Below are 16858 nucleotides of genomic sequence, written 5' to 3' on the forward strand. Positions count from 1 at the left end.
GGCCTCCCGTTTCTTATGGGGTGTTTACGATGTCGAGCCTCAGAGTCCGAACAGCGGGCGCAGGCGAATGCCGATCAGGCTGCCAGCGAGGGCCATCAGCATCCAGACCCAGCCGTGCAGGCTGCCAGAGGCGGTGCCATCGAAAAAGCCGCCGAGGTTGCAGGCGGCGTACATGGCGCCCATCCCCATCAACAGGCCGCCGATGATGGAGGCCAGACTGTTGCCGATCCGCATCGGGGCGAAGGTGCCGCCACCGCTCAAACAGCGCGCCAGCATGGCCCCCAGAATACCAAGCCAGAACATGCCGACCATGGGGTTGATAAAGAGCGGCTGGGCCAGTTTCGGGTTCCCCTCGAACAGGCCAAACAGGGAGGCACCGCGCAGCGCCATGTCATAGACGGCGCCGGTGATGGTCCAGGCCGAGCCGTGCAGAGCGACCACGGACGAGTTAAGCAGGGCGATGATGATGCCGCCGGTCAGCACGGTGAAGCGGCCATCGCGCCAGAACAGGTTGCCGCCGCTGAAGAGGGGCTTGAGCTCGCCGGTGCGCTTGAGTTCGCTCTTGCGAAACAGCAGGAACAGCGCAGCGACCAGCGCCAGATTGAGCAGCATGCCACTCCAGATATTGCCGGTCAGATCCCGGGCTAATACCACATGGCTGGAGAAGGTAGCCTCCAGTTCGGGGCGGAACTGGTTGCTGATGAGGGTGCCGATGCCGTAGCAGATCAGCACCAGCCAGAAGCGGGGTTGCCCCTCGCCGCAGCAGTAAAGAGTGCCGGTGGCGCAGACGCCAGCCAGCTGCATGCCGATGCCGAACAGGAAGGCTCCGACGATAAATGGAATGCCGATAGCCATCACGTTACCCACCATGGCATCGCCAAACAGGGCGTGGCTAAAGGAGAGGAAGGTGGTGAACAGCAGAATTTCGATGGCGATGGTGAGCAGGTGAACCCGCACGTAGTAGCTGTTGCGCTTGGTCAGCATTTCGCGCCAACCGAATACGATGCCGAAGCGACTGAAGGAGAGGGTGAAGCCGAAGCCGAATCCGAGCAGGGCCATCAGAGCCCATTTCATACCAAAAGTATTGCCAAGCCAGAGTAACGCTCCCCCCGCGATTACCACGATGGGGAGCGACCATTTTCGAGTCATGTCAGTTGATCCTTGCAGTTGGTTTTCAGAGGGGCGGATCCTATTCCCTCACGGAGTCTAATGCTACCCATTTAACCAGTGCAGAGAAAAAGGGGAGCGCTGACTCCCGTCAGCGCCGGGGATCAATGGCGGGTGGTGTCGAGATGGAAGTGGTGAGTCTGCCTGGTCAGGATGCGGGCGTGCTGGGCGACCATGGTCGCCTCTTCGGCGGCCTGACTGGCGCTCTGGTTGGCCTCGGCCGCCAACCGCGACATCTCCCCGACCTGATGGTGGATCCCTTGTACCAGCCGGGTCTCATCGCTCATCAACTGATCGACCTGAGCGATGCGCTGATTGATCTCCTCGCAGCTCTGCGCGATCCGGGCGACGCTTTGGCGCGCTGTCATTGTGTGAGTGACCGCCTGTTCGACCCGGGCCAGCTCGGTATCCATCTCGCTGGCGGCGCGCAGGCTGACATCCTGGATCTTGCCGATGATGGTGTTGATCTCGGTGGTGGCGCTGCCGGTGCGGGTCGCCAGCGAGCGTACTTCATCGGCCACCACGGCAAAACCGCGTCCCTGTTCACCTGCCCGCGCCGCTTCAATGGCGGCGTTCAGCGCCAGCAGATTGGTCTGTTCCGCAATATCGTGAATGGCGCCCGCCAGCCCGGCAATCTGCTGCGAGAGGCCAGCCAGATCCGAAATGGTATGGGAGACCTGCTTCACGCCCGTGACTTGCTCCCCGATCACCTGTTCCACGGTGTGGATGGCGAGTGTCGCCTCTTGTGCCCGCTCTGCTGACTGCAGGGTTTGCTCCCCTACCTGATGCAGCTGGCTACCCGCCTGTTCAATGGAGTGGGTGAGCTGTTCGATGGCCTGTTCGATATGTTGGGCCGCCCCGACCTGAGCCTGACTGTCATCGGTGTGCCGTTGTGCCATGGCGGTCAGGCTGGTGGCGCGATCATCCAGCGTACTGGCGCTGCGTTGCAGGGACTCCACCAGGGTTGCCAGCTGGTCACGCATGGCCCCGATCTGGCGGATCAGCTCGCCGATGGCATCGAGGCCCGGCTCTGGCATGGGGCGGTTCAACTCCCCTTCGGCGATGGCGGCGGTGGCCTTGCCAGCGGCCAGCAGCCGCTGTTGGGTGGGGCGTCCCAGCCAGAAGATGAGCCCAGCCCCCAGCAGTGCGGCGCACAACAGCAGGCCGTAGCAGAGTCGGGTGGTGTTGGCGAGATGGGCCATCTGCTCGGCGGCATACTGGTTACCGCGGATGACGGTGGCGTCCACCCCTAGCCGGTGGGCGTTATAGAGGGTGTGCAGGCGCGCCGCAATCGCGCCCGCCTGCGCCAGATCCCCCGCCTTGATGGCGGGGACAAACTTGTCGTTGAGCAACTGCCAGAACAGTTCCCCCTGTACTTTTTGCTCCCCCAGCAGCAGCTCCCTGAGGGGCTCGTTCAGGCTGCTCTCTTGCCAGAAGCGGTTACGGCTCTCGAACTCTTGCTGAAGCCGGGTGAGGGTTTGCAGCAGGGGCTCCCGCTCCTCCGGTTTGGCATGGAGCAGGGTGTAGACCTGCAACTGGGATTCGATGAGGTAGAGGGGCGGCGGCAGAATATCGGCTACCACATCCTTCCCCTGTCCCATCTGATCGGCTGCGCTCCGGACCGAATAAAGCCCGAAAAAGCTGATGGAGATCAGCGTGATAATGACCATGATCCCCAGAATCTGACCAAAAAGCAGGGATCTGTCGTGAATGTGCTTGAGCATGTTGCCTCCATTCGGCTCCGTTCATGGATAGCATAGCTCTCTGGCGGGATAGTGAGACTCGTGTGTGGTCTGTTGATGGCGAGTCGGCTCTGGAGAAGGAGGAGTCGCAGTCTGAAGGCCGCTGGTGGCACGAAAAAGAACCCCGGCTGATGAGCCGGGGTCGATGGTGGTGAGGCGGTGTCAGGTCCGGCTTGGCGCGGCTTTGCCGCTGCGCAGCCCATCCAGACTGAACAGCACCAGCGCGCTCCAGATGCAGGCAAAGGTGAGCAGTTTGTCCATCGCCAGTGCTTCCTCATAGAGGGTGACCGCGAGGATGAACATCAGGCTGGGGCCTATGTACTGGAAGAAGCCCAGGGTGGAGAGCTTGAGCCGGGTCGCAGCGGCGGTGAAGCAGAGCAGGGGGGCCGTGGTGACGGCGCCAGCGGCGATCAGCAGCAGGTTGAGGTGCCAGTCGTTCTGGGTGAGATGGCTGGTGGGGCTGTCGGCAAAGCCCCACAGATAGATGGCCGCTGGTGGCAGCAGATCATGGTTTCGATCAGCAGACCGGTGAGGGCATCGAGGGCCAGTTTTTTGCGCACCAGCCCATAGATGGCAAAGCTCGACGCCAGCACCAGCGCAATCCAGGGCAAGGAGCCAAAGGCGATAAGCTGGATGGCCACGCCGGCAAAGGCCAGCGCCACCGCCCACCACTGCAGGCGGCGCAGCTTCTCGCTCAGAAACACCATTCCCAACAGTACGTTGAACAGCGGGTTGATGTAGTAGCCGAGGCTGGCATCCAGCATGTGACCGTTGTTGATGGCCCAGATAAACAGCAGCCAGTTGCCGCCGACGGTGACCGAGGTAAACGCCAGGGTGAGCAACACTTTTGGCTGGCGCAGCACCGCCTGCACCTTGTGCCACTGGCGTCCTGCCAGGGTGAGTACCATCAGCAGCACGCAGGACCAGATCATCCGGTGGGTCAGGATTTCGGCGGCCGGAACGGCAGAGATGGTCTTGAAATAGATGGGGGCTATGCCCCAAAGGGTATAGGCGCACAGGGCGTAGATGACGCCCTGACGCTGGATCTGTTGCGGCATGCGGATGACCTTTACTGAAGCGTTGGATGCGGGAAAACATCGCAAAAAATCAGTGTAGCGATCCTTTTGCGGGGAAAGAAGCGAATAAACGAAGTTTGAGGGATAAGAGGAGTGTGGCTGGCAGGTCAGCCTTTACCACGGCGGATCTTGTCGACGTCCATCAACAACCACAACATCAGGGCGATGGCGGAGATCCAGGGGCCCCAGGTCACGTAGGCCTCGCCGTGCCCCAGCACGAAGAACAGCAGGGGCAAACCGATCACCAGAAAAAGTACGCTTCCCAGAAAAAATAGCATTTTTGTCTTTATATTTAACATGTTGGCTTTTTTATCATTATAAGGATTGAGCCCGGTGATGGAAGGCCAAAAATGCAAAAGGGGGATTTCTCCCCCTTTTTGATCCGATAGTGCTGCTTTGTCGTGTTATTCCAGCTGAATCCAGGTGCTTTTCAGCTCGGTGTACTTCTCCAGCGCATGAAGTGACTTGTCGCGACCGTTACCGGACTGTTTGAAGCCGCCAAATGGCATGGTCATGTCACCACCGTCCCAGTTGTTGACGAACACGGTGCCAGCGCGCAGGGCGCGGGAGCCTTTCACCGCCTTGTTGAGATCCGCCGTCCAGATCGCCGCCGCCAGTCCGTAGTCGGTATCGTTGCCGAGCGTGATAGCCTCCTCCAGCGTATCGAAACCGGTCACTGCCAGCACAGGGCCGAAGATCTCCTCGCGGAAGATGCGCATCTGAGGGGTCACGGCGTCGAAGATGGTGGGTTCGATATAGAAGCCGCCACTCTCCATATTGGTGCGGTTGCCCCCCAGCAGCAGCTTGGCCCCCTCCTGCTTGCCAATCTCGATATAGCGCAGCACCTGCTCCATCTGGATGTGATCCACCATGGCGCCAATGCGGGTCGCAGGGTCGAGCGGGTTGCTCGAGATCCACTCGCGGGCATGGGCCAGCAGTCGCTCCATAAATTGCGGTTTGATGCTGTTTTGCACCAGCAGGCGAGAGGCGGCGGTGCACACCTCGCCCTGGTTGTAGAAGATGGCGCCAGCGGCGCTCTTGGCAGCGGCGTCCAGATCCGGTGCGTCGGCCAGTATGATGTTGGGGCTCTTGCCGCCACACTCCATAAAGGCGCGCTTGAGGTTGGACTTGCCGGAGCACTCCACCAGATGTTTGCCGATCTTGGTGGAGCCGGTGAAGGTGATGCAATCCACATCCATGTGCATGGCCAGCGCCTCGCCCACGGTGTGGCCAAAGCCCGGCAGCACGTTGAACACGCCGTCCGGAATACCCGCCTCCTTGGCCAGACCTGCGATACGCAGGGCGGTCAGGGGGGATTTCTCGGAAGGCTTGAGAATGACCGAGTTGCCGGTAGCGAGCGCCGGGCCCAGCTTCCAGCAGGCCATCACCAGCGGGAAGTTCCATGGAACGATGGCGGCAACCACCCCGAGCGCTTCGCGGGTCACCAGCGCCAGTGCTGACTCCTCCACCGGGGCGACCTGATCGTAGATCTTGTCGATCGCTTCGGCGTTCCAGGCGATGCAGTTGGCGGCGGCGGGGGCGTCATAGCCCATGGCATCGCCGATGGGTTTGCCCATATCCAGCGACTCCAGCAGCGCCAGCTCCACCTTGTTGAGACGCATCAGTTCGGCGAAGCGCTGCATGATCTGTTTGCGCTGTTTCGGCGGCAGGCCGCTCCAGCGCTTGTCGTTGAAGGCGTCACGGGCAGCCTGTACCGCCAGTTCGGCATCGGCGGCATCGCAGGCTGCTACCTTGGTCAGCAGCTTGCCGTTGGCCGGGTTGATGCAATCGAAGGTGGCGCCATTGACAGCATCCCGATAGCTGCCGTTGATAAAGGCTTGCGAGGGCAGGGTCAGATGGGAGGCCTTGTGTTGCCACTGGGCCAGGGTCAGGTCACTCATGTTCACTCCTTGAACCGGCAAAAGTCAGATTCCGCGTGTCAATATGCTAAACATCTTGCCGCTTGTAAATCCATCTTGTAACAATTCATTAAACATTGCTCCCCTGCCGATGCGTGTCTGAATGTCAGAAACTGGCGGGGGTGTTGGCCGAAATCAGCACGCACTCCTGTTCGCCACTATTGCGAAAACGGTGGGGGGTGCGGCTGTCGAAGTAGTAGCCATCCCCGGCGCCCAGCAGGTAGATCTGCTCGCCCACGGTCACTTCAACTTCGCCCTTGATGACGATGCCGCACTCTTCACCCTCGTGGCTCAGCATGTCGTCGCCGGTGTCGGCGCCAGGTGGCAGCACCTCCTGCAACATGCCGATGGCGCGGTTGGCTCGGCTGTGCCCGACCAGCCGGTAGCTGATGGGATGCGTGCCGAGATCCGGCATATCGGCGGCGCGGAAGATCACTTCGGTGCCCATTTCAGTCTCTTCGGTGAAGAAGCTGGCCAGCGACATGGGGATCCCTTCCAGCACCTTGCGCAGGGAGGCGACAGAGGGGCTCACCTGATTTTTCTCGATCTGGGAGATAAATCCGTTGGTCACACCGGAGCGCTTGGCCAGCTCGCGCTGGGAGAGGGCTGCCTTGGTGCGAACCGCCTTGAGGCGGTGACCGATATCCATCTATAGACACTCCTTGGCTGTTTACTATTATTAAAATTGTGTTAAATATCTTATACCACCCTGCTGATGCGTCTAGCTAGGGGTGGCACCAGACAGGGCGATAACGGGCCCTTTTTTATGGATTCAGGTGTTTAATTTAATAGGCATTGGCCGACAGTTGCTAAACACCTTAAGGATGAGGTGACCATGAAACCGATCAGCGACATCAATACGCCCTCCGACATGTCCGCCTTCTGGATGCCGTTCACCGCCAACCAGCAGTTCAAGGCGGCGCCGCGCATCCTGAAGTCGGCAGAGGGGATGTATTATCACTCAGAGGATGGCCGCAAGATACTGGATGGCACAGCCGGACTCTGGTGTTGCAACGCGGGCCATGGTCGGCGCGAGATTGCCGAGGCGGTCTCCCAGCAGATTTCCCACCTCGATTTTGCCCCCACTTTCCAGATGGGCCACCCCCTGCCGTTTGAGCTGGCCAACCGGCTGGTGGAGATCGCCCCCAAGGGGTTTGGCCACGTCTTCTATACCAACTCAGGTTCCGAGTCGGTCGATACCGCGCTCAAGATTGCGCTGGCCTGGCAGCGGGCTCGCGGTCAGGGCACCCGCACCCGGCTGATTGGCCGCGAGCGTGGCTATCACGGGGTCGGCTTTGGCGGCATCTCTGTGGGGGGGATTCCCGGCAACCGCAAATGGTTCGGCTCCCTGCTGACCGGGGTGGATCATCTGCCTCATACCCTCAACATCGCCAAGAACGCCTTCACCAAAGGGCTGCCCGAGGAGGATGTGGCGCTGGCCGACGAGCTGGAGAAGATCGTCTTCCTGCACGATGCCAGCAATATCGCGGCAGTGATCGTCGAGCCCATCGCCGGCAGTACCGGCGTGCTGATGCCGCCCAAGGGCTACCTCAAGCGGCTGCGCGAGATCTGTACCAAGCACGGCATCTTGCTGATTTTTGACGAGGTGATCACCGGTTTCGGTCGCCTCGGCTCCCCCTTCGCAGCACAGGAGTTCGACGTCATCCCCGACATGATCACTTGCGCCAAGGGGCTGACCAACGGCGCTATCCCCATGGGCGCGGTGCTGGTGCAGAAGCACATTTATGACGACATGATGGCGGCAAGCAAGGGGGCTATCGAGCTGTTCCACGGCTACACCTACTCCGGCCATCCGGTGGCTGCTGCTGCGGGTCTCGCGACCCTCGAGATCTATCGCAACGAGAACCTGCTCAGCCGCGCCGCCGATCTGGCGGGCTACTGGGAGGAGGCGGCCCATTCGCTGAAGGGCTGCAAGCATGTGAAGGATGTGCGCAACTACGGGCTGGTGGCGGGTATCGAGCTGGAGTCCATGCCGGATGCGCCGGGCAAGCGCGCCTACGAGGTGTTCGTGCGCTGCTTCGAGAAGGGGGCATTGATCCGGGTGACCGGCGACATCATCGCCCTGTCGCCACCCCTCATCATCGAGCGCAGCCAGATCGACGATCTCTTCACCCTGCTGCAGGATGTGTTGCAGGCACAACCCTAATCCATTTGATGGCCCCGCACTGGCGGGGCCTTGCGTTGGTTTGCTCAGCGCATTTACCACATCAGTTATCACGGAGGATACATGACATACAGGGTCAGCAACTTCATCAACGGCCAGCCGCAGGAGAGTCGCAGCGAGCGCCAGGGGGCCATCTTCAATCCCGCTTGTGGCAAGCAACAGGGGAGTGTGGGGCTTTCCAGCGCCGCCGAGTGTCAGGAGGCGATCGCCATCGCCGAGCGCGCCTTTGCCGACTGGTCGCAAACCCCGCCGCTGGTGCGGGCCCGGGTCTTTTTCCGCTTCAAGGAGTTGATGGAGCAGCACAGAGACGAGCTGGCCCAGCTCATCAGCCGCGAACATGGCAAGGTCTTCTCCGATGCGCAGGGTGAGTTGACCCGCGGGCTGGAGGTGGTGGAGTTTGCCTGCGGCATTCCCCATCTGCTCAAGGGGGAGCATTCCCTCAACGTCGGTCGCGGGGTAGACAGCTACTCCATGATGCAGCCGGTGGGGGTTTGCGCCGGTATCACCCCGTTCAACTTCCCGGCCATGGTGCCGCTCTGGATGTTCCCGGTCGCCATCGCCTGCGGCAACACCTTCATTCTCAAGCCCTCCGAGAAGGATCCCTCCCTCTCGTTGCGGATGGCCGAGCTGCTCAAGGAGGCCGGTCTGCCGGATGGCGTGCTCAACGTGGTGAACGGTGACAAGGAGGTGGTGGATGTGCTGCTGACCGACCCGCGAGTGGGTGCCGTGTCGTTTGTCGGCTCCACCCCCATTGCCCAGTACATCTATGCCACCGCCTCGGCCCACGGCAAACGGGTACAGGCGCTGGGCGGCGCCAAGAACCACATGGTGGTGATGCCGGATGCGGATCTCGATCAGGCGGTCTCTGCCTTGATGGGGGCCGCTTATGGGGCAGCGGGCGAGCGCTGCATGGCCATTTCGGTGGCCGTGGTGGTGGGTGACGACACCGCCGATGCGCTGGTGGCCAAGCTGACACCGCTGGTGGAAAAACTGCGAGTGGGCCCGGGGTTGGGCCAGAGCCCGGAGAACGAGATGGGGCCGCTCATCAGCAAGGAGCATCTGGCCAAGGTGCGTGGCTACGTGGATCAGGGGGTGGCCGAAGGGGCCGCGCTGCGGGTCGATGGTCGCACGCTGAGCCACGACGAGGGTTACTTTATCGGGGGCTGCCTGTTTGACGAGGTGACCCCCGAGATGCGCATCTACCGCGAGGAGATCTTTGGCCCTGTGCTCTCCATCGTGCGGGTGCCGGATTACGAGACGGCGCTGCGCCTCATCAACGAGCACGAGTACGGCAACGGCACCGCCATCTTTACCTGTGACGGCGACACCGCGCGGGACTTCACGGCACGGGTGCAGGTCGGTATGGTAGGGGTGAACGTTCCCATTCCGGTGCCGATGGCGTTTCACAGCTTTGGCGGCTGGAAGCGCTCCATCTTCGGGCCGCTCAACATGCACGGGCCGGACGGGGTTCGCTTTTATACCCGGATGAAGACGGTGACGGCGCGCTGGCCCCAGAGCCTGCGCAGTGGTGCCGAGTTCTCCATGCCGACCATGAAGTGACGCGCTGGCGCGTGCTCATGGCCTAACTTCTTGCCCTCGCCGGTCAATGATTGGCGGGGGCGAACTCTGTAAAGGAACAACAGATGCGATTGGGAATTCTCGATTGTGACCGGCTCGATCCCGATCTGGCGGATCGTTTTGGCCCCGTTTACTCCGAGATGTTTATCAGGGGCTTTGCGGCCCTGGCCCCCGAGCTGGAATTTCGGGTCTGGTCGGCTCTCGATGGGGAGCTGCCGGAGGATCTGCACGAGTGCGATGCCTGGCTCATCACCGGCTCGCGCCACGATGCTTACAGCGATATCCCCTGGATTCAGGCACTGCGGGCGTGGATCCGTCAGGCGCACGATGCCGACGTCAAGCTGGCCGGTGTCTGCTTCGGTCATCAGGTGATCGCCCAGGCGCTCGGTGGCGAGGTGGTGAAGTCCACCAAGGGATGGGGGCTGGGTGTGTCGGTGCATCCCATGCTGGCAGATGAGCCCTGGATGGCGCCAGCGCGGGATCAGATCCGCATTCTGGCCAGTCATCAGGATCAGGTGGCCCTGCTGCCGCCGGGGGCGACCCGACTGGCGGGCAACGATTTTTGTCCCAACTTCATGTTTTTGCAGGGTGATCACATCGTCGCCATTCAGGGGCATCCGGAGTTCTCGGTGGAGTACAACCGGGCGCTGATCGAGCGGCGCCGCGGCCTGTTGCCCGACGAGCGCTACCAGAGCAGCCTCTCCTCGCTGGAGGGGGAGGTGGATTCGGCGACCATGATGCAGTGGCTGCTGCAGTTTCTTGGGATCCTGCCGCTGCGGGCTGGCGCGGCCTGAACCCGGTTTGTCAGCCACCCCTTCGGATGCTAGATTTTGTAGCAAAATGAAGGATCAAGCGCTGAGATGTCGGGATCGGATGGTACACTGGCCGCCCATGTGGCGGCCTGTTTGTCTGGCTTGATTGCCGTCCCGGCCTGAGCCAAACCTGTCTGAGCCAAACCAGTGTGAGAGTGTGACGCCTTGAAACTACAGCAATTGAAGTATTTGATCGCGATCCGGGACCACAACCTCAATGTGTCCGTGGCTTCCGATGCGCTCTTCACCAGTCAGCCGGGGGTCAGCAAACAGATTGGCCTGCTGGAGAGCGAGCTGGGGGTGCGGATCTTCGAGCGCCGTGGCAAGCACCTGCACCGCATCACCCCGGTGGGGGAAGAGATCATCAAGTGTGCCGAGGCGATGCTCAACATCGAGAGCAAGATTAAGGCGATCTCCCGCGAGTATCTGGATCCGACCGTGGGCACCCTCAATATTCACACCACCCACACCATCGCCCGCTACCTGCTGCCCAAGTCGGTCACCTACTTCACCAAGAAGTATCCCAAGATCTCGTTCCACCTCCATCCGGTGATGTCGGCGAGCAAGGAGCAGATCAGCAAGGGTTACTCCGATTTCTCCATCGTTGCCCACGAGATTGGCTTCGACAAGGAGCTGATCGCGCTGCCCGCCTACCTTTGGACCCTCTCGCTGGTGGTGCCGCAGGATCACCCGCTGGCCAAGGTGAAGAAGCCGACCCTGGAGCAGCTCTGCCACTACCCGATCCTCAGCTACGAGAGTGGCGCCACTGGCCGACAGGTGCAGGACGAGGTGTTTCAGGCTGCGGGGCTGACCCCGAGTTACTACATGACGGTGATGGACGCCGGGGTGATCAAGCGCTACGTGGAGCTGGGCTTTGGCATCGGCATCATCTCCTCGCTGGTGGCCAACGACACCGACAGCCCTGGGCTGGTCTCCATCAATCTGGAGCACCTGTTCAAACCCTGTCCGGCGCAGATCTGTTTCAGCAAGAGCATCCTTCTGCAGAACTACATGTATGACTTCATCAGCTCCTTCTCGCCCCACCTCACCAAGGAGGTGATCCAGAGTGTGATGCAGCAGCCGAGTCAGGCGCGCATCGACGAGCTGCTGGCCGGGGTGGAGCTGCCCATCTATTGATCCCGATCGGATTCCCGATCGCTGCCGGTTGTCTCTTCTGTCAGGCTGGGCTCTACTCGGGGTTCAGCCTGTCTCTTTTGGGCTATCTCCATCGTCCGAGGTCTCTATGTCCCGCATTCTGCTGCTTGCCAATCTCAACTGTGATCATGTGCTCTCCCTCTCCGAACCGCTGGTAGCGGGGGCCCGGCTGCAATACGTGGATCAGGGACGCAGGCTGGGAGGCGGCGCGGCCAACACCGGCATCGGGCTGGTATGGGCGGGCCACGAGGTGACCATCGCTTCCCGTATCGGGCTGGACGAGACCGGCAACTGGCTGCTGGAGCAGGCGGCCGGTTACGGGCTGGATTGCAGCCATGTGGAGCGCTTTGGCGGCGAGACCGGCGAGCTGCTGATCCTGGTCGACTCCACTGGCGAGCGCACCATACTGCGCCGGCCGCGGCGTCCCGATCTGCCCGGCGATCTGCCGCTGGAGGGGATCGACTGCCTCTATGTGAACTATCCCGGCACCGCCATCATCAGCTACATGCGCCAGATGCTCGGCAAGAGCTTCGTGGTGGCCCAGTATCCCAAGGGCGGCCAAGCGCGCCGTCCCTGTCACGTGCTGGTGGCCTCCCGCTCCGATCTCGGCGAGGTGAGCGACCCTTGGCAACATGCCCGCCAGCTGGCGGGGGAGCAGCTCGAATGGCTGGTGCTGACCGAAGGAAAGGCGGGCGCAGTGGCCATCCACGGCGATGAGCAGATCCGGGTTGCCGCTCGGCCCGTCTCGGTGGTCGATACCACGGGGGCGGGGGATGCTTTCGCCGGCGGATTGATACACGGATTGGCACGGGGCATGGCCATCAAGGATGCGTTGCAGTGTGCGGTGGACTGGGGGGCGTTTGCCGTCGCCTCCGAGAGCTCCATCCCCTCGGTTGCCCTGAAAAACTGGCTGAAACAACCCCACTGAACCACCTCTTTGACGGTCGATTGAGGGGCGGTTTGCGGGCCATATGGCCGCTGGTCGAAGGGGCTTGGCGAGGGGGACTATTCGGTAGATTTACGCGCCATAAAGCGGGCAAACGCCGGGCTAACCCGGCAAGTTTGCGATCAATCAAAGAAAGTGTCGATTTATGTGCATCTTCATCGACACCCGGTTGTGCTGCTCTTAACCTGTCACTCCGCAACTCAGATTAAGAGACAGGCCCCCCTCTGGCAAACCAATGGGCAAACAGAGGCAAACCGGTTGTCTCCTGCCTCTTAGCTCAATGTTGTCGTCCTGATTCCTGGCTTGTAGTAAGAGGCAAGTGCGACCATGCAACTGACACGATTTACCGACTACGCCCTGCGTACCCTGACCTTCCTGGCGGTTCAGCCGGGGGATCGTCTGTCGACCATTACCGAAGTGGCCGATACCTTTGGCATCTCTCGCAACCACGTGGTCAAAATTGTGCACCAGCTTGGCATCAAGGGGTACATCGAGACGGTACGCGGCAAACATGGCGGTATCCGCCTCGGTCGATCGGCGGTCTCCATTAACCTGCGGGATGTGGTGATGGACATGGAGCATGTGCTCTGTCCGGTCGACTGCAAGCGAGAAAACTGCCGTCTCTCCGGCGGTTGCCGCATTCAGGGCATTCTGCGCCGCGCCATGAACGCCTTCCTCGAAGTGCTGGGTGAGTACACTCTGGCTGATGCGGTGCGCGATCCCAATCGTCTCTGCCACCTGCTGGGTATCGAGCAAGAGACTATTGTGACCATGGCCTGACGGGGTGTGGAATATCGAACAAGATGTGAAAGGGGCCTGATGGCCCCTTTTGCTTTTGTACGCGGGGGGTTTTTAGCGACTGCCTGGCTGGCGGATCAGGGTGATGGCGCCGTGCAGGCAGGCGAGGCCACAGGCACCGCAGCCATTGCAGGCATCCATATTGACGTTGATGCCGTCGGCCGTGGCCTTGATCGCCTGTTGCGGGCAGGCATCTTCACAGAGCAGGCAGTAGAAGCCCTGCCGAGCCTGACAGCTCTCCTCAATCTGCACCCGGGTCTGCACCTGACGACCCAGCTGCAGGTCGAGGGCGCCGGTGGGGCAGGCTCTGGCGCAGCTGCCGCAGTAGCTGCACTGGCCACAGGCGAGATCGAGTACCGGCGTACCGGCGATGGGGCTCCCCTCGTACTCCTCCTGGGTGGCCGGTTTGAGCAGACCGCGCGGGCAGGCCTTGAAACATTCGCCACAGCGGGTGCAGAGGGAGAGGTACTGGGACTCCTCGATGGCCCATGGCGGGCGCGCTTCATGGCAAACCACGGCGGGCTTGCGGGAAGCTTGCCAACCTTGTGTCAGCCAACGGAGGAAATAGTGAGTCATGCTCGCCTCTGATACCTATTAGGGGTTAATTTTATCGAAGTTTCGGGAAGCAGGCCAGAGAATAGCGGCCGTCAGGATCGCAAGCGCAGTTGCCCTTGTGTAAGCTAGGCGGGTCTTTTTACGTGGTTGAATGAAATCATATGTGGCTATTTCTCTGGCGTGCGTCCCTGCTCTATGTCTTTCCCCTGCTGATGTGGGCCTACTGCCGCATCAAGGATATCGAGTTCGCCGAGCTCGATACCGGCGTCAACACCCACAAGTGGGTGGTGCTGGCCGCCTACCTTATCTACGTGGTGCTCTGGATCCTGGTTAACCGCTATCTCGAACTCTTCCTGCGTCAGCGGAGCCGCAAATGATTGACCCCGGGCTCTGGGGGATCTTGCTGCCTGCCGCCGTGCTGGCCCTCGGATTGGGCTGGCTGATCGGGCGGCGGGCCGCCACGGCGCAGGCTCAGGAGCTGATGCTGGTGCAGGAGCGTTATCAGGCGCTGCAGGATCGCTTCGACGAGTTGCAGGATGAGCGGATGCAGGGCCAGCAGAAGCTTGATCAGCAACAGACCCTGCTGATCAAGCTCACCGCCCGCCTCAAGGATGCGGAAGCGACCCTGCGCAGCGAACGGCTGGCCGCCGCCGAGAAGCTGCAACTGCAACAGGAGGCGGAGCAGCGCCTCAGCCAGCAGTTCGAGAACCTTGCCAACCGGATCTTCGAGCAAAACTCCGGCAACTTCCGCGAACTGAACCAGAATAGCCTCGATCTGCTGCTTACTCCGCTCAAGGAGCAGCTCGAGGGCTTTCGCCGTCAGGTGGGGGAGACCCACGCCCAGGAGACGGCCCAGCGCCACAGCCTCAAGTTCGAGCTGGAGCGCCTTGCCGAGCTCAATGCCCGCATGACCGAGGAGGCGGCGGCGCTGACCCGCGCCCTCAAGGGTGACAGCAAGCAGCAGGGTAACTGGGGGGAAGTGGTGCTGGCACGGATCCTCAGCGAATGCGGCCTGCGCGAGGGCCACGAGTACCACACCCAGGTCAATATCGAGGTGGAGAAGGGCAAGCGCTACCAGCCCGATGTGATTGTCCACCTGCCGCAGGAGAAGGACATCATCATCGACGCCAAGGTATCGCTGACCGCCTACGAGCGCTGGTACAACGCCGAGGACGAGCTGGAGAAGGCGGTGGCGCTCAAGGAGCACGTCGCCTCAGTGCGCAACCATATCCGCGAGCTGGGCCGCAAGGATTACCAGCAGTTGCCCAGTGTGCGCACCCTCGACTATGTGCTGATGTTCGTGGCGGTAGAGCCCGCCTTCCTTACCGCGATGGAGGCCGATCCCTCGCTGGTGCGTTACGGTCTCGACAACAACATCCTGCTGGTGAGCCCCACCAACCTGATGGTGGCGCTGCGCACCATCGAGAACTTGTGGCGCTACGAGCGGCAGAACCAGAATGCCCGCCAGATTGCCGAGCGGGCCGGTCGCCTCTACGAAAAGCTGCGGCTGTTTGTCGAGGAGATGCAGCAGATGGGCGGCAGCCTGCACAAGGCGCAGGAGAGCTACGACAAGGCGATGGGACGGCTGGTCAACGGCCGTGGCAACCTGATTGCGCAGGTCGAGCGTTTCCGCGAGCTGGGGGTGGAGGTGACCAAGAGTCTGCCCGAGCCGCTGGTGGAGCGGGCGCTGGAGCGCGACAAGGAGCGGGAGTAGTTTTTCCCCTGTACCGCCATCAGCCAAGGCCCAAACCCGGTTTGGGCCTTTTGCTATCTGTCAGCTGGCCAAGTGCTTACCCATTATCAGAAATCCGCAAAGCAAACGGCCCACCGAAGTGGGCCGTTTTTATTTGCAGTGCCGGTGTGGATCAGCGGCTGGCAGCGCGGGCGCTCAGCTCTGCCTTCTCGCTATCGCTCAGGAAGGCCAGGGTCAGGCCATTCTGCTGGGCGGTGCGGATCTCGCTCGTCGTCATGCCAGCGGCCGGGGCAGCCACCTCATATTCGTGGGGCAGGTCGATGCCCTCTACTGCCGGGTCGTCGGTGTTGAGGCAGGCCAGTACACCGGCAGCCAGGAACTGGCGGATCGGGTGCTCGGTCAGGCTCGCCACCGTAGTGGTCTGGATGTTGGAGGTGAGGCAGGATTCGATGCCAATGCGGTGCTCGGCCAAATAGGCCATCAGGGCCGGATCCTGAATCGCTTTGACGCCGTGGCCGATACGCTCGGCGCCCAGCTCGCGAATGGCCTGCCACATGCTCTCGGGGCCAGCGGCTTCACCGGCGTGTACGGTGACGCGCATGCCAGCATCGCGCACCTTGCGGAAGTGGTCGACAAAGAGTTCGCCCGGGAAGCCCAGCTCGTCACCGGCCAGATCGATGGCCACCAGCTTGTCGCGGTGGGCCAGACAGGCGGCCAGCTCCTGATTGCACTGCTCGGTGCCGAAGGTGCGGCTCATGATGCCGATCAGGTTGGTCTTGATGCCGAAGTCACGGCTGCCCGCGGCCACGCCGTCGATGATGGCTTCCACCACACCCTGCGGGTGCAGCTTGTGGGCCATCGCCATATAGGCCGGACTGAAACGCAGTTCGGCATAGTCGATACCGGCGCGCAGCAGATCTTCCACGTTCTCGTAGGCGACCCGGCGGCAGGCGTCGTAGTCGGCCAGCACGGCCACACCCCAGTCCAGTTTCTTCAGGAAGGCAACCAGACTCGGCTCGTTCTCGACGATCTGTACGTGGGGACGCAGCGCTTCCAGCTCGAAGGCGGGCAACTGAATGTTGTGTTGGCGACCCAGCTCGAGGATGGTTTGCGGGCGGATGTTGCCGTCCAGATGGCGGTGCAGGTCGGTCAGGGGGATAGATCTGTCAATCATGGGGGCGCCCTCGTCGAGTCAGGTTTGAAAGCCTGCCATTCTAGGCGGGGCTTTCAAA

The 16858-nt window shown here is 61.6% G+C and carries 15 protein-coding genes and 1 pseudogene; 8 read left to right on the top strand and 8 right to left on the bottom strand.

The genetic code is table 11. From position 1 onward, the window contains the following. Nucleotides 1-39: 39 nt before the first annotated feature. The 6 genes and pseudogenes from ACTG2S_RS02490 to ACTG2S_RS02515 all read right to left on the bottom strand — a co-directional run bounded on the left by ACTG2S_RS02490 (nucleotide 40) and on the right by ACTG2S_RS02515 (nucleotide 6553). Nucleotides 40-1149 carry a YeeE/YedE thiosulfate transporter family protein gene (locus ACTG2S_RS02490; protein WP_279498937.1) on the bottom strand — a complete coding sequence of 370 codons (1110 nt, stop codon included), beginning with the start codon at nucleotides 1147-1149 and terminating at the stop codon, nucleotides 40-42. 122 nt (nucleotides 1150-1271) lie between these two features. After that, a complete protein-coding gene (locus tag ACTG2S_RS02495) occupies nucleotides 1272-2891 on the bottom strand; it encodes a methyl-accepting chemotaxis protein (RefSeq protein WP_274160742.1) in 1620 nt (539 codons plus the stop codon). A 180-nt stretch (nucleotides 2892-3071) separates the two neighbouring features. After that, nucleotides 3072-3967, bottom strand: a pseudogene (gene rarD / locus ACTG2S_RS02500) (EamA family transporter RarD). A gap of 125 nt (nucleotides 3968-4092) precedes the next feature. Further along, nucleotides 4093-4263, bottom strand: coding sequence for a hypothetical protein (locus ACTG2S_RS02505; RefSeq protein WP_005341999.1), 171 nt, complete (start codon nucleotides 4261-4263; stop codon nucleotides 4093-4095). 126 nt (nucleotides 4264-4389) lie between these two features. Then, complete coding sequence (locus tag ACTG2S_RS02510; RefSeq protein WP_274160743.1) at nucleotides 4390-5886, bottom strand: aldehyde dehydrogenase; 1497 nt, start codon at nucleotides 5884-5886, stop codon at nucleotides 4390-4392. A gap of 124 nt (nucleotides 5887-6010) precedes the next feature. Next, nucleotides 6011-6553 (bottom strand): cupin domain-containing protein, encoded by a 543-nt coding sequence (locus tag ACTG2S_RS02515; RefSeq protein WP_005339643.1) that lies wholly within the window; start codon nucleotides 6551-6553, stop codon nucleotides 6011-6013. Nucleotides 6554-6739: 186 nt separating this feature from the next. Between ACTG2S_RS02515 and ACTG2S_RS02520 the strand changes: the two genes are divergently transcribed. The 6 genes from ACTG2S_RS02520 to ACTG2S_RS02545 all read left to right on the top strand — a co-directional run bounded on the left by ACTG2S_RS02520 (nucleotide 6740) and on the right by ACTG2S_RS02545 (nucleotide 13360). Beyond that, a complete protein-coding gene (locus ACTG2S_RS02520) occupies nucleotides 6740-8071 on the top strand; it encodes an aspartate aminotransferase family protein (protein WP_335848860.1) in 1332 nt (443 codons plus the stop codon). Between the two features lie 81 nt (nucleotides 8072-8152). Further along, nucleotides 8153-9649, top strand: coding sequence for a CoA-acylating methylmalonate-semialdehyde dehydrogenase (locus ACTG2S_RS02525; RefSeq protein ID WP_439981937.1), 1497 nt, complete (start codon nucleotides 8153-8155; stop codon nucleotides 9647-9649). A gap of 83 nt (nucleotides 9650-9732) precedes the next feature. Further along, nucleotides 9733-10461 (top strand): glutamine amidotransferase-related protein, encoded by a 729-nt coding sequence (locus ACTG2S_RS02530; protein WP_005357481.1) that lies wholly within the window; start codon nucleotides 9733-9735, stop codon nucleotides 10459-10461. A gap of 183 nt (nucleotides 10462-10644) precedes the next feature. Then, complete coding sequence (locus ACTG2S_RS02535; protein WP_005339651.1) at nucleotides 10645-11616, top strand: LysR substrate-binding domain-containing protein; 972 nt, start codon at nucleotides 10645-10647, stop codon at nucleotides 11614-11616. Nucleotides 11617-11722: 106 nt separating this feature from the next. Further along, the gene (locus ACTG2S_RS02540; RefSeq protein WP_201947318.1) at nucleotides 11723-12562 is read left to right on the top strand and encodes a PfkB family carbohydrate kinase; all 840 of its coding nucleotides are present in this window, start codon (nucleotides 11723-11725) and stop codon (nucleotides 12560-12562) included. 345 nt (nucleotides 12563-12907) lie between these two features. Then, nucleotides 12908-13360 (top strand): Rrf2 family transcriptional regulator, encoded by a 453-nt coding sequence (locus ACTG2S_RS02545; protein WP_005339654.1) that lies wholly within the window; start codon nucleotides 12908-12910, stop codon nucleotides 13358-13360. Between the two features lie 72 nt (nucleotides 13361-13432). Here ACTG2S_RS02545 and ACTG2S_RS02550 read toward each other — a convergent pair whose 3' ends face one another. Beyond that, complete coding sequence (locus tag ACTG2S_RS02550) at nucleotides 13433-13954, bottom strand: ferredoxin-type protein NapF (RefSeq protein WP_005339657.1); 522 nt, start codon at nucleotides 13952-13954, stop codon at nucleotides 13433-13435. 140 nt (nucleotides 13955-14094) lie between these two features. On the opposite strand from ACTG2S_RS02550, the gene ACTG2S_RS02555 reads away from it, so the two are divergent. Together ACTG2S_RS02555 and rmuC are read left to right on the top strand one after the other, a co-directional pair. Beyond that, nucleotides 14095-14310 (top strand): hypothetical protein, encoded by a 216-nt coding sequence (locus tag ACTG2S_RS02555; protein WP_005339659.1) that lies wholly within the window; start codon nucleotides 14095-14097, stop codon nucleotides 14308-14310. Further along, nucleotides 14307-15647, top strand: a complete 1341-nt coding sequence (rmuC, locus tag ACTG2S_RS02560) for a DNA recombination protein RmuC (protein WP_439981938.1) — start codon at nucleotides 14307-14309, stop codon at nucleotides 15645-15647. Before ACTG2S_RS02555 ends, rmuC begins: the two co-directional genes overlap by 4 nt. 151 nt (nucleotides 15648-15798) lie before the next feature. On the opposite strand, the gene add is transcribed toward rmuC, so the two are convergent. Next, on the bottom strand, nucleotides 15799-16800 hold the full coding sequence (add, locus tag ACTG2S_RS02565; protein WP_274160746.1) for an adenosine deaminase: 1002 nt from the start codon (nucleotides 16798-16800) through the stop codon (nucleotides 15799-15801). Nucleotides 16801-16858 lie beyond the last annotated feature (58 nt).

The organism is Aeromonas sp. 82P, from assembly GCF_051919365.1.
Lineage (GTDB): Bacteria > Pseudomonadota > Gammaproteobacteria > Enterobacterales > Aeromonadaceae > Aeromonas > Aeromonas veronii.

Coding starts and splice junctions, on each gene's coding strand:
- ACTG2S_RS02490 (WP_279498937.1), bottom strand. CDS start 1,149: ATGACTCGAAAATGGTCGCTCCCCATCGTGGTAATCGCGGGGGGAGCG.
- ACTG2S_RS02495 (WP_274160742.1), bottom strand. CDS start 2,891: ATGCTCAAGCACATTCACGACAGATCCCTGCTTTTTGGTCAGATTCTG.
- ACTG2S_RS02505 (WP_005341999.1), bottom strand. CDS start 4,263: ATGCTATTTTTTCTGGGAAGCGTACTTTTTCTGGTGATCGGTTTGCCC.
- ACTG2S_RS02510 (WP_274160743.1), bottom strand. CDS start 5,886: ATGAGTGACCTGACCCTGGCCCAGTGGCAACACAAGGCCTCCCATCTG.
- ACTG2S_RS02515 (WP_005339643.1), bottom strand. CDS start 6,553: ATGGATATCGGTCACCGCCTCAAGGCGGTTCGCACCAAGGCAGCCCTC.
- ACTG2S_RS02520 (WP_335848860.1), top strand. CDS start 6,740: ATGAAACCGATCAGCGACATCAATACGCCCTCCGACATGTCCGCCTTC.
- ACTG2S_RS02525 (WP_439981937.1), top strand. CDS start 8,153: ATGACATACAGGGTCAGCAACTTCATCAACGGCCAGCCGCAGGAGAGT.
- ACTG2S_RS02530 (WP_005357481.1), top strand. CDS start 9,733: ATGCGATTGGGAATTCTCGATTGTGACCGGCTCGATCCCGATCTGGCG.
- ACTG2S_RS02540 (WP_201947318.1), top strand. CDS start 11,723: ATGTCCCGCATTCTGCTGCTTGCCAATCTCAACTGTGATCATGTGCTC.
- ACTG2S_RS02545 (WP_005339654.1), top strand. CDS start 12,908: ATGCAACTGACACGATTTACCGACTACGCCCTGCGTACCCTGACCTTC.
- ACTG2S_RS02550 (WP_005339657.1), bottom strand. CDS start 13,954: ATGACTCACTATTTCCTCCGTTGGCTGACACAAGGTTGGCAAGCTTCC.
- ACTG2S_RS02555 (WP_005339659.1), top strand. CDS start 14,095: ATGTGGCTATTTCTCTGGCGTGCGTCCCTGCTCTATGTCTTTCCCCTG.
- rmuC (WP_439981938.1), top strand. CDS start 14,307: ATGATTGACCCCGGGCTCTGGGGGATCTTGCTGCCTGCCGCCGTGCTG.
- add (WP_274160746.1), bottom strand. CDS start 16,800: ATGATTGACAGATCTATCCCCCTGACCGACCTGCACCGCCATCTGGAC.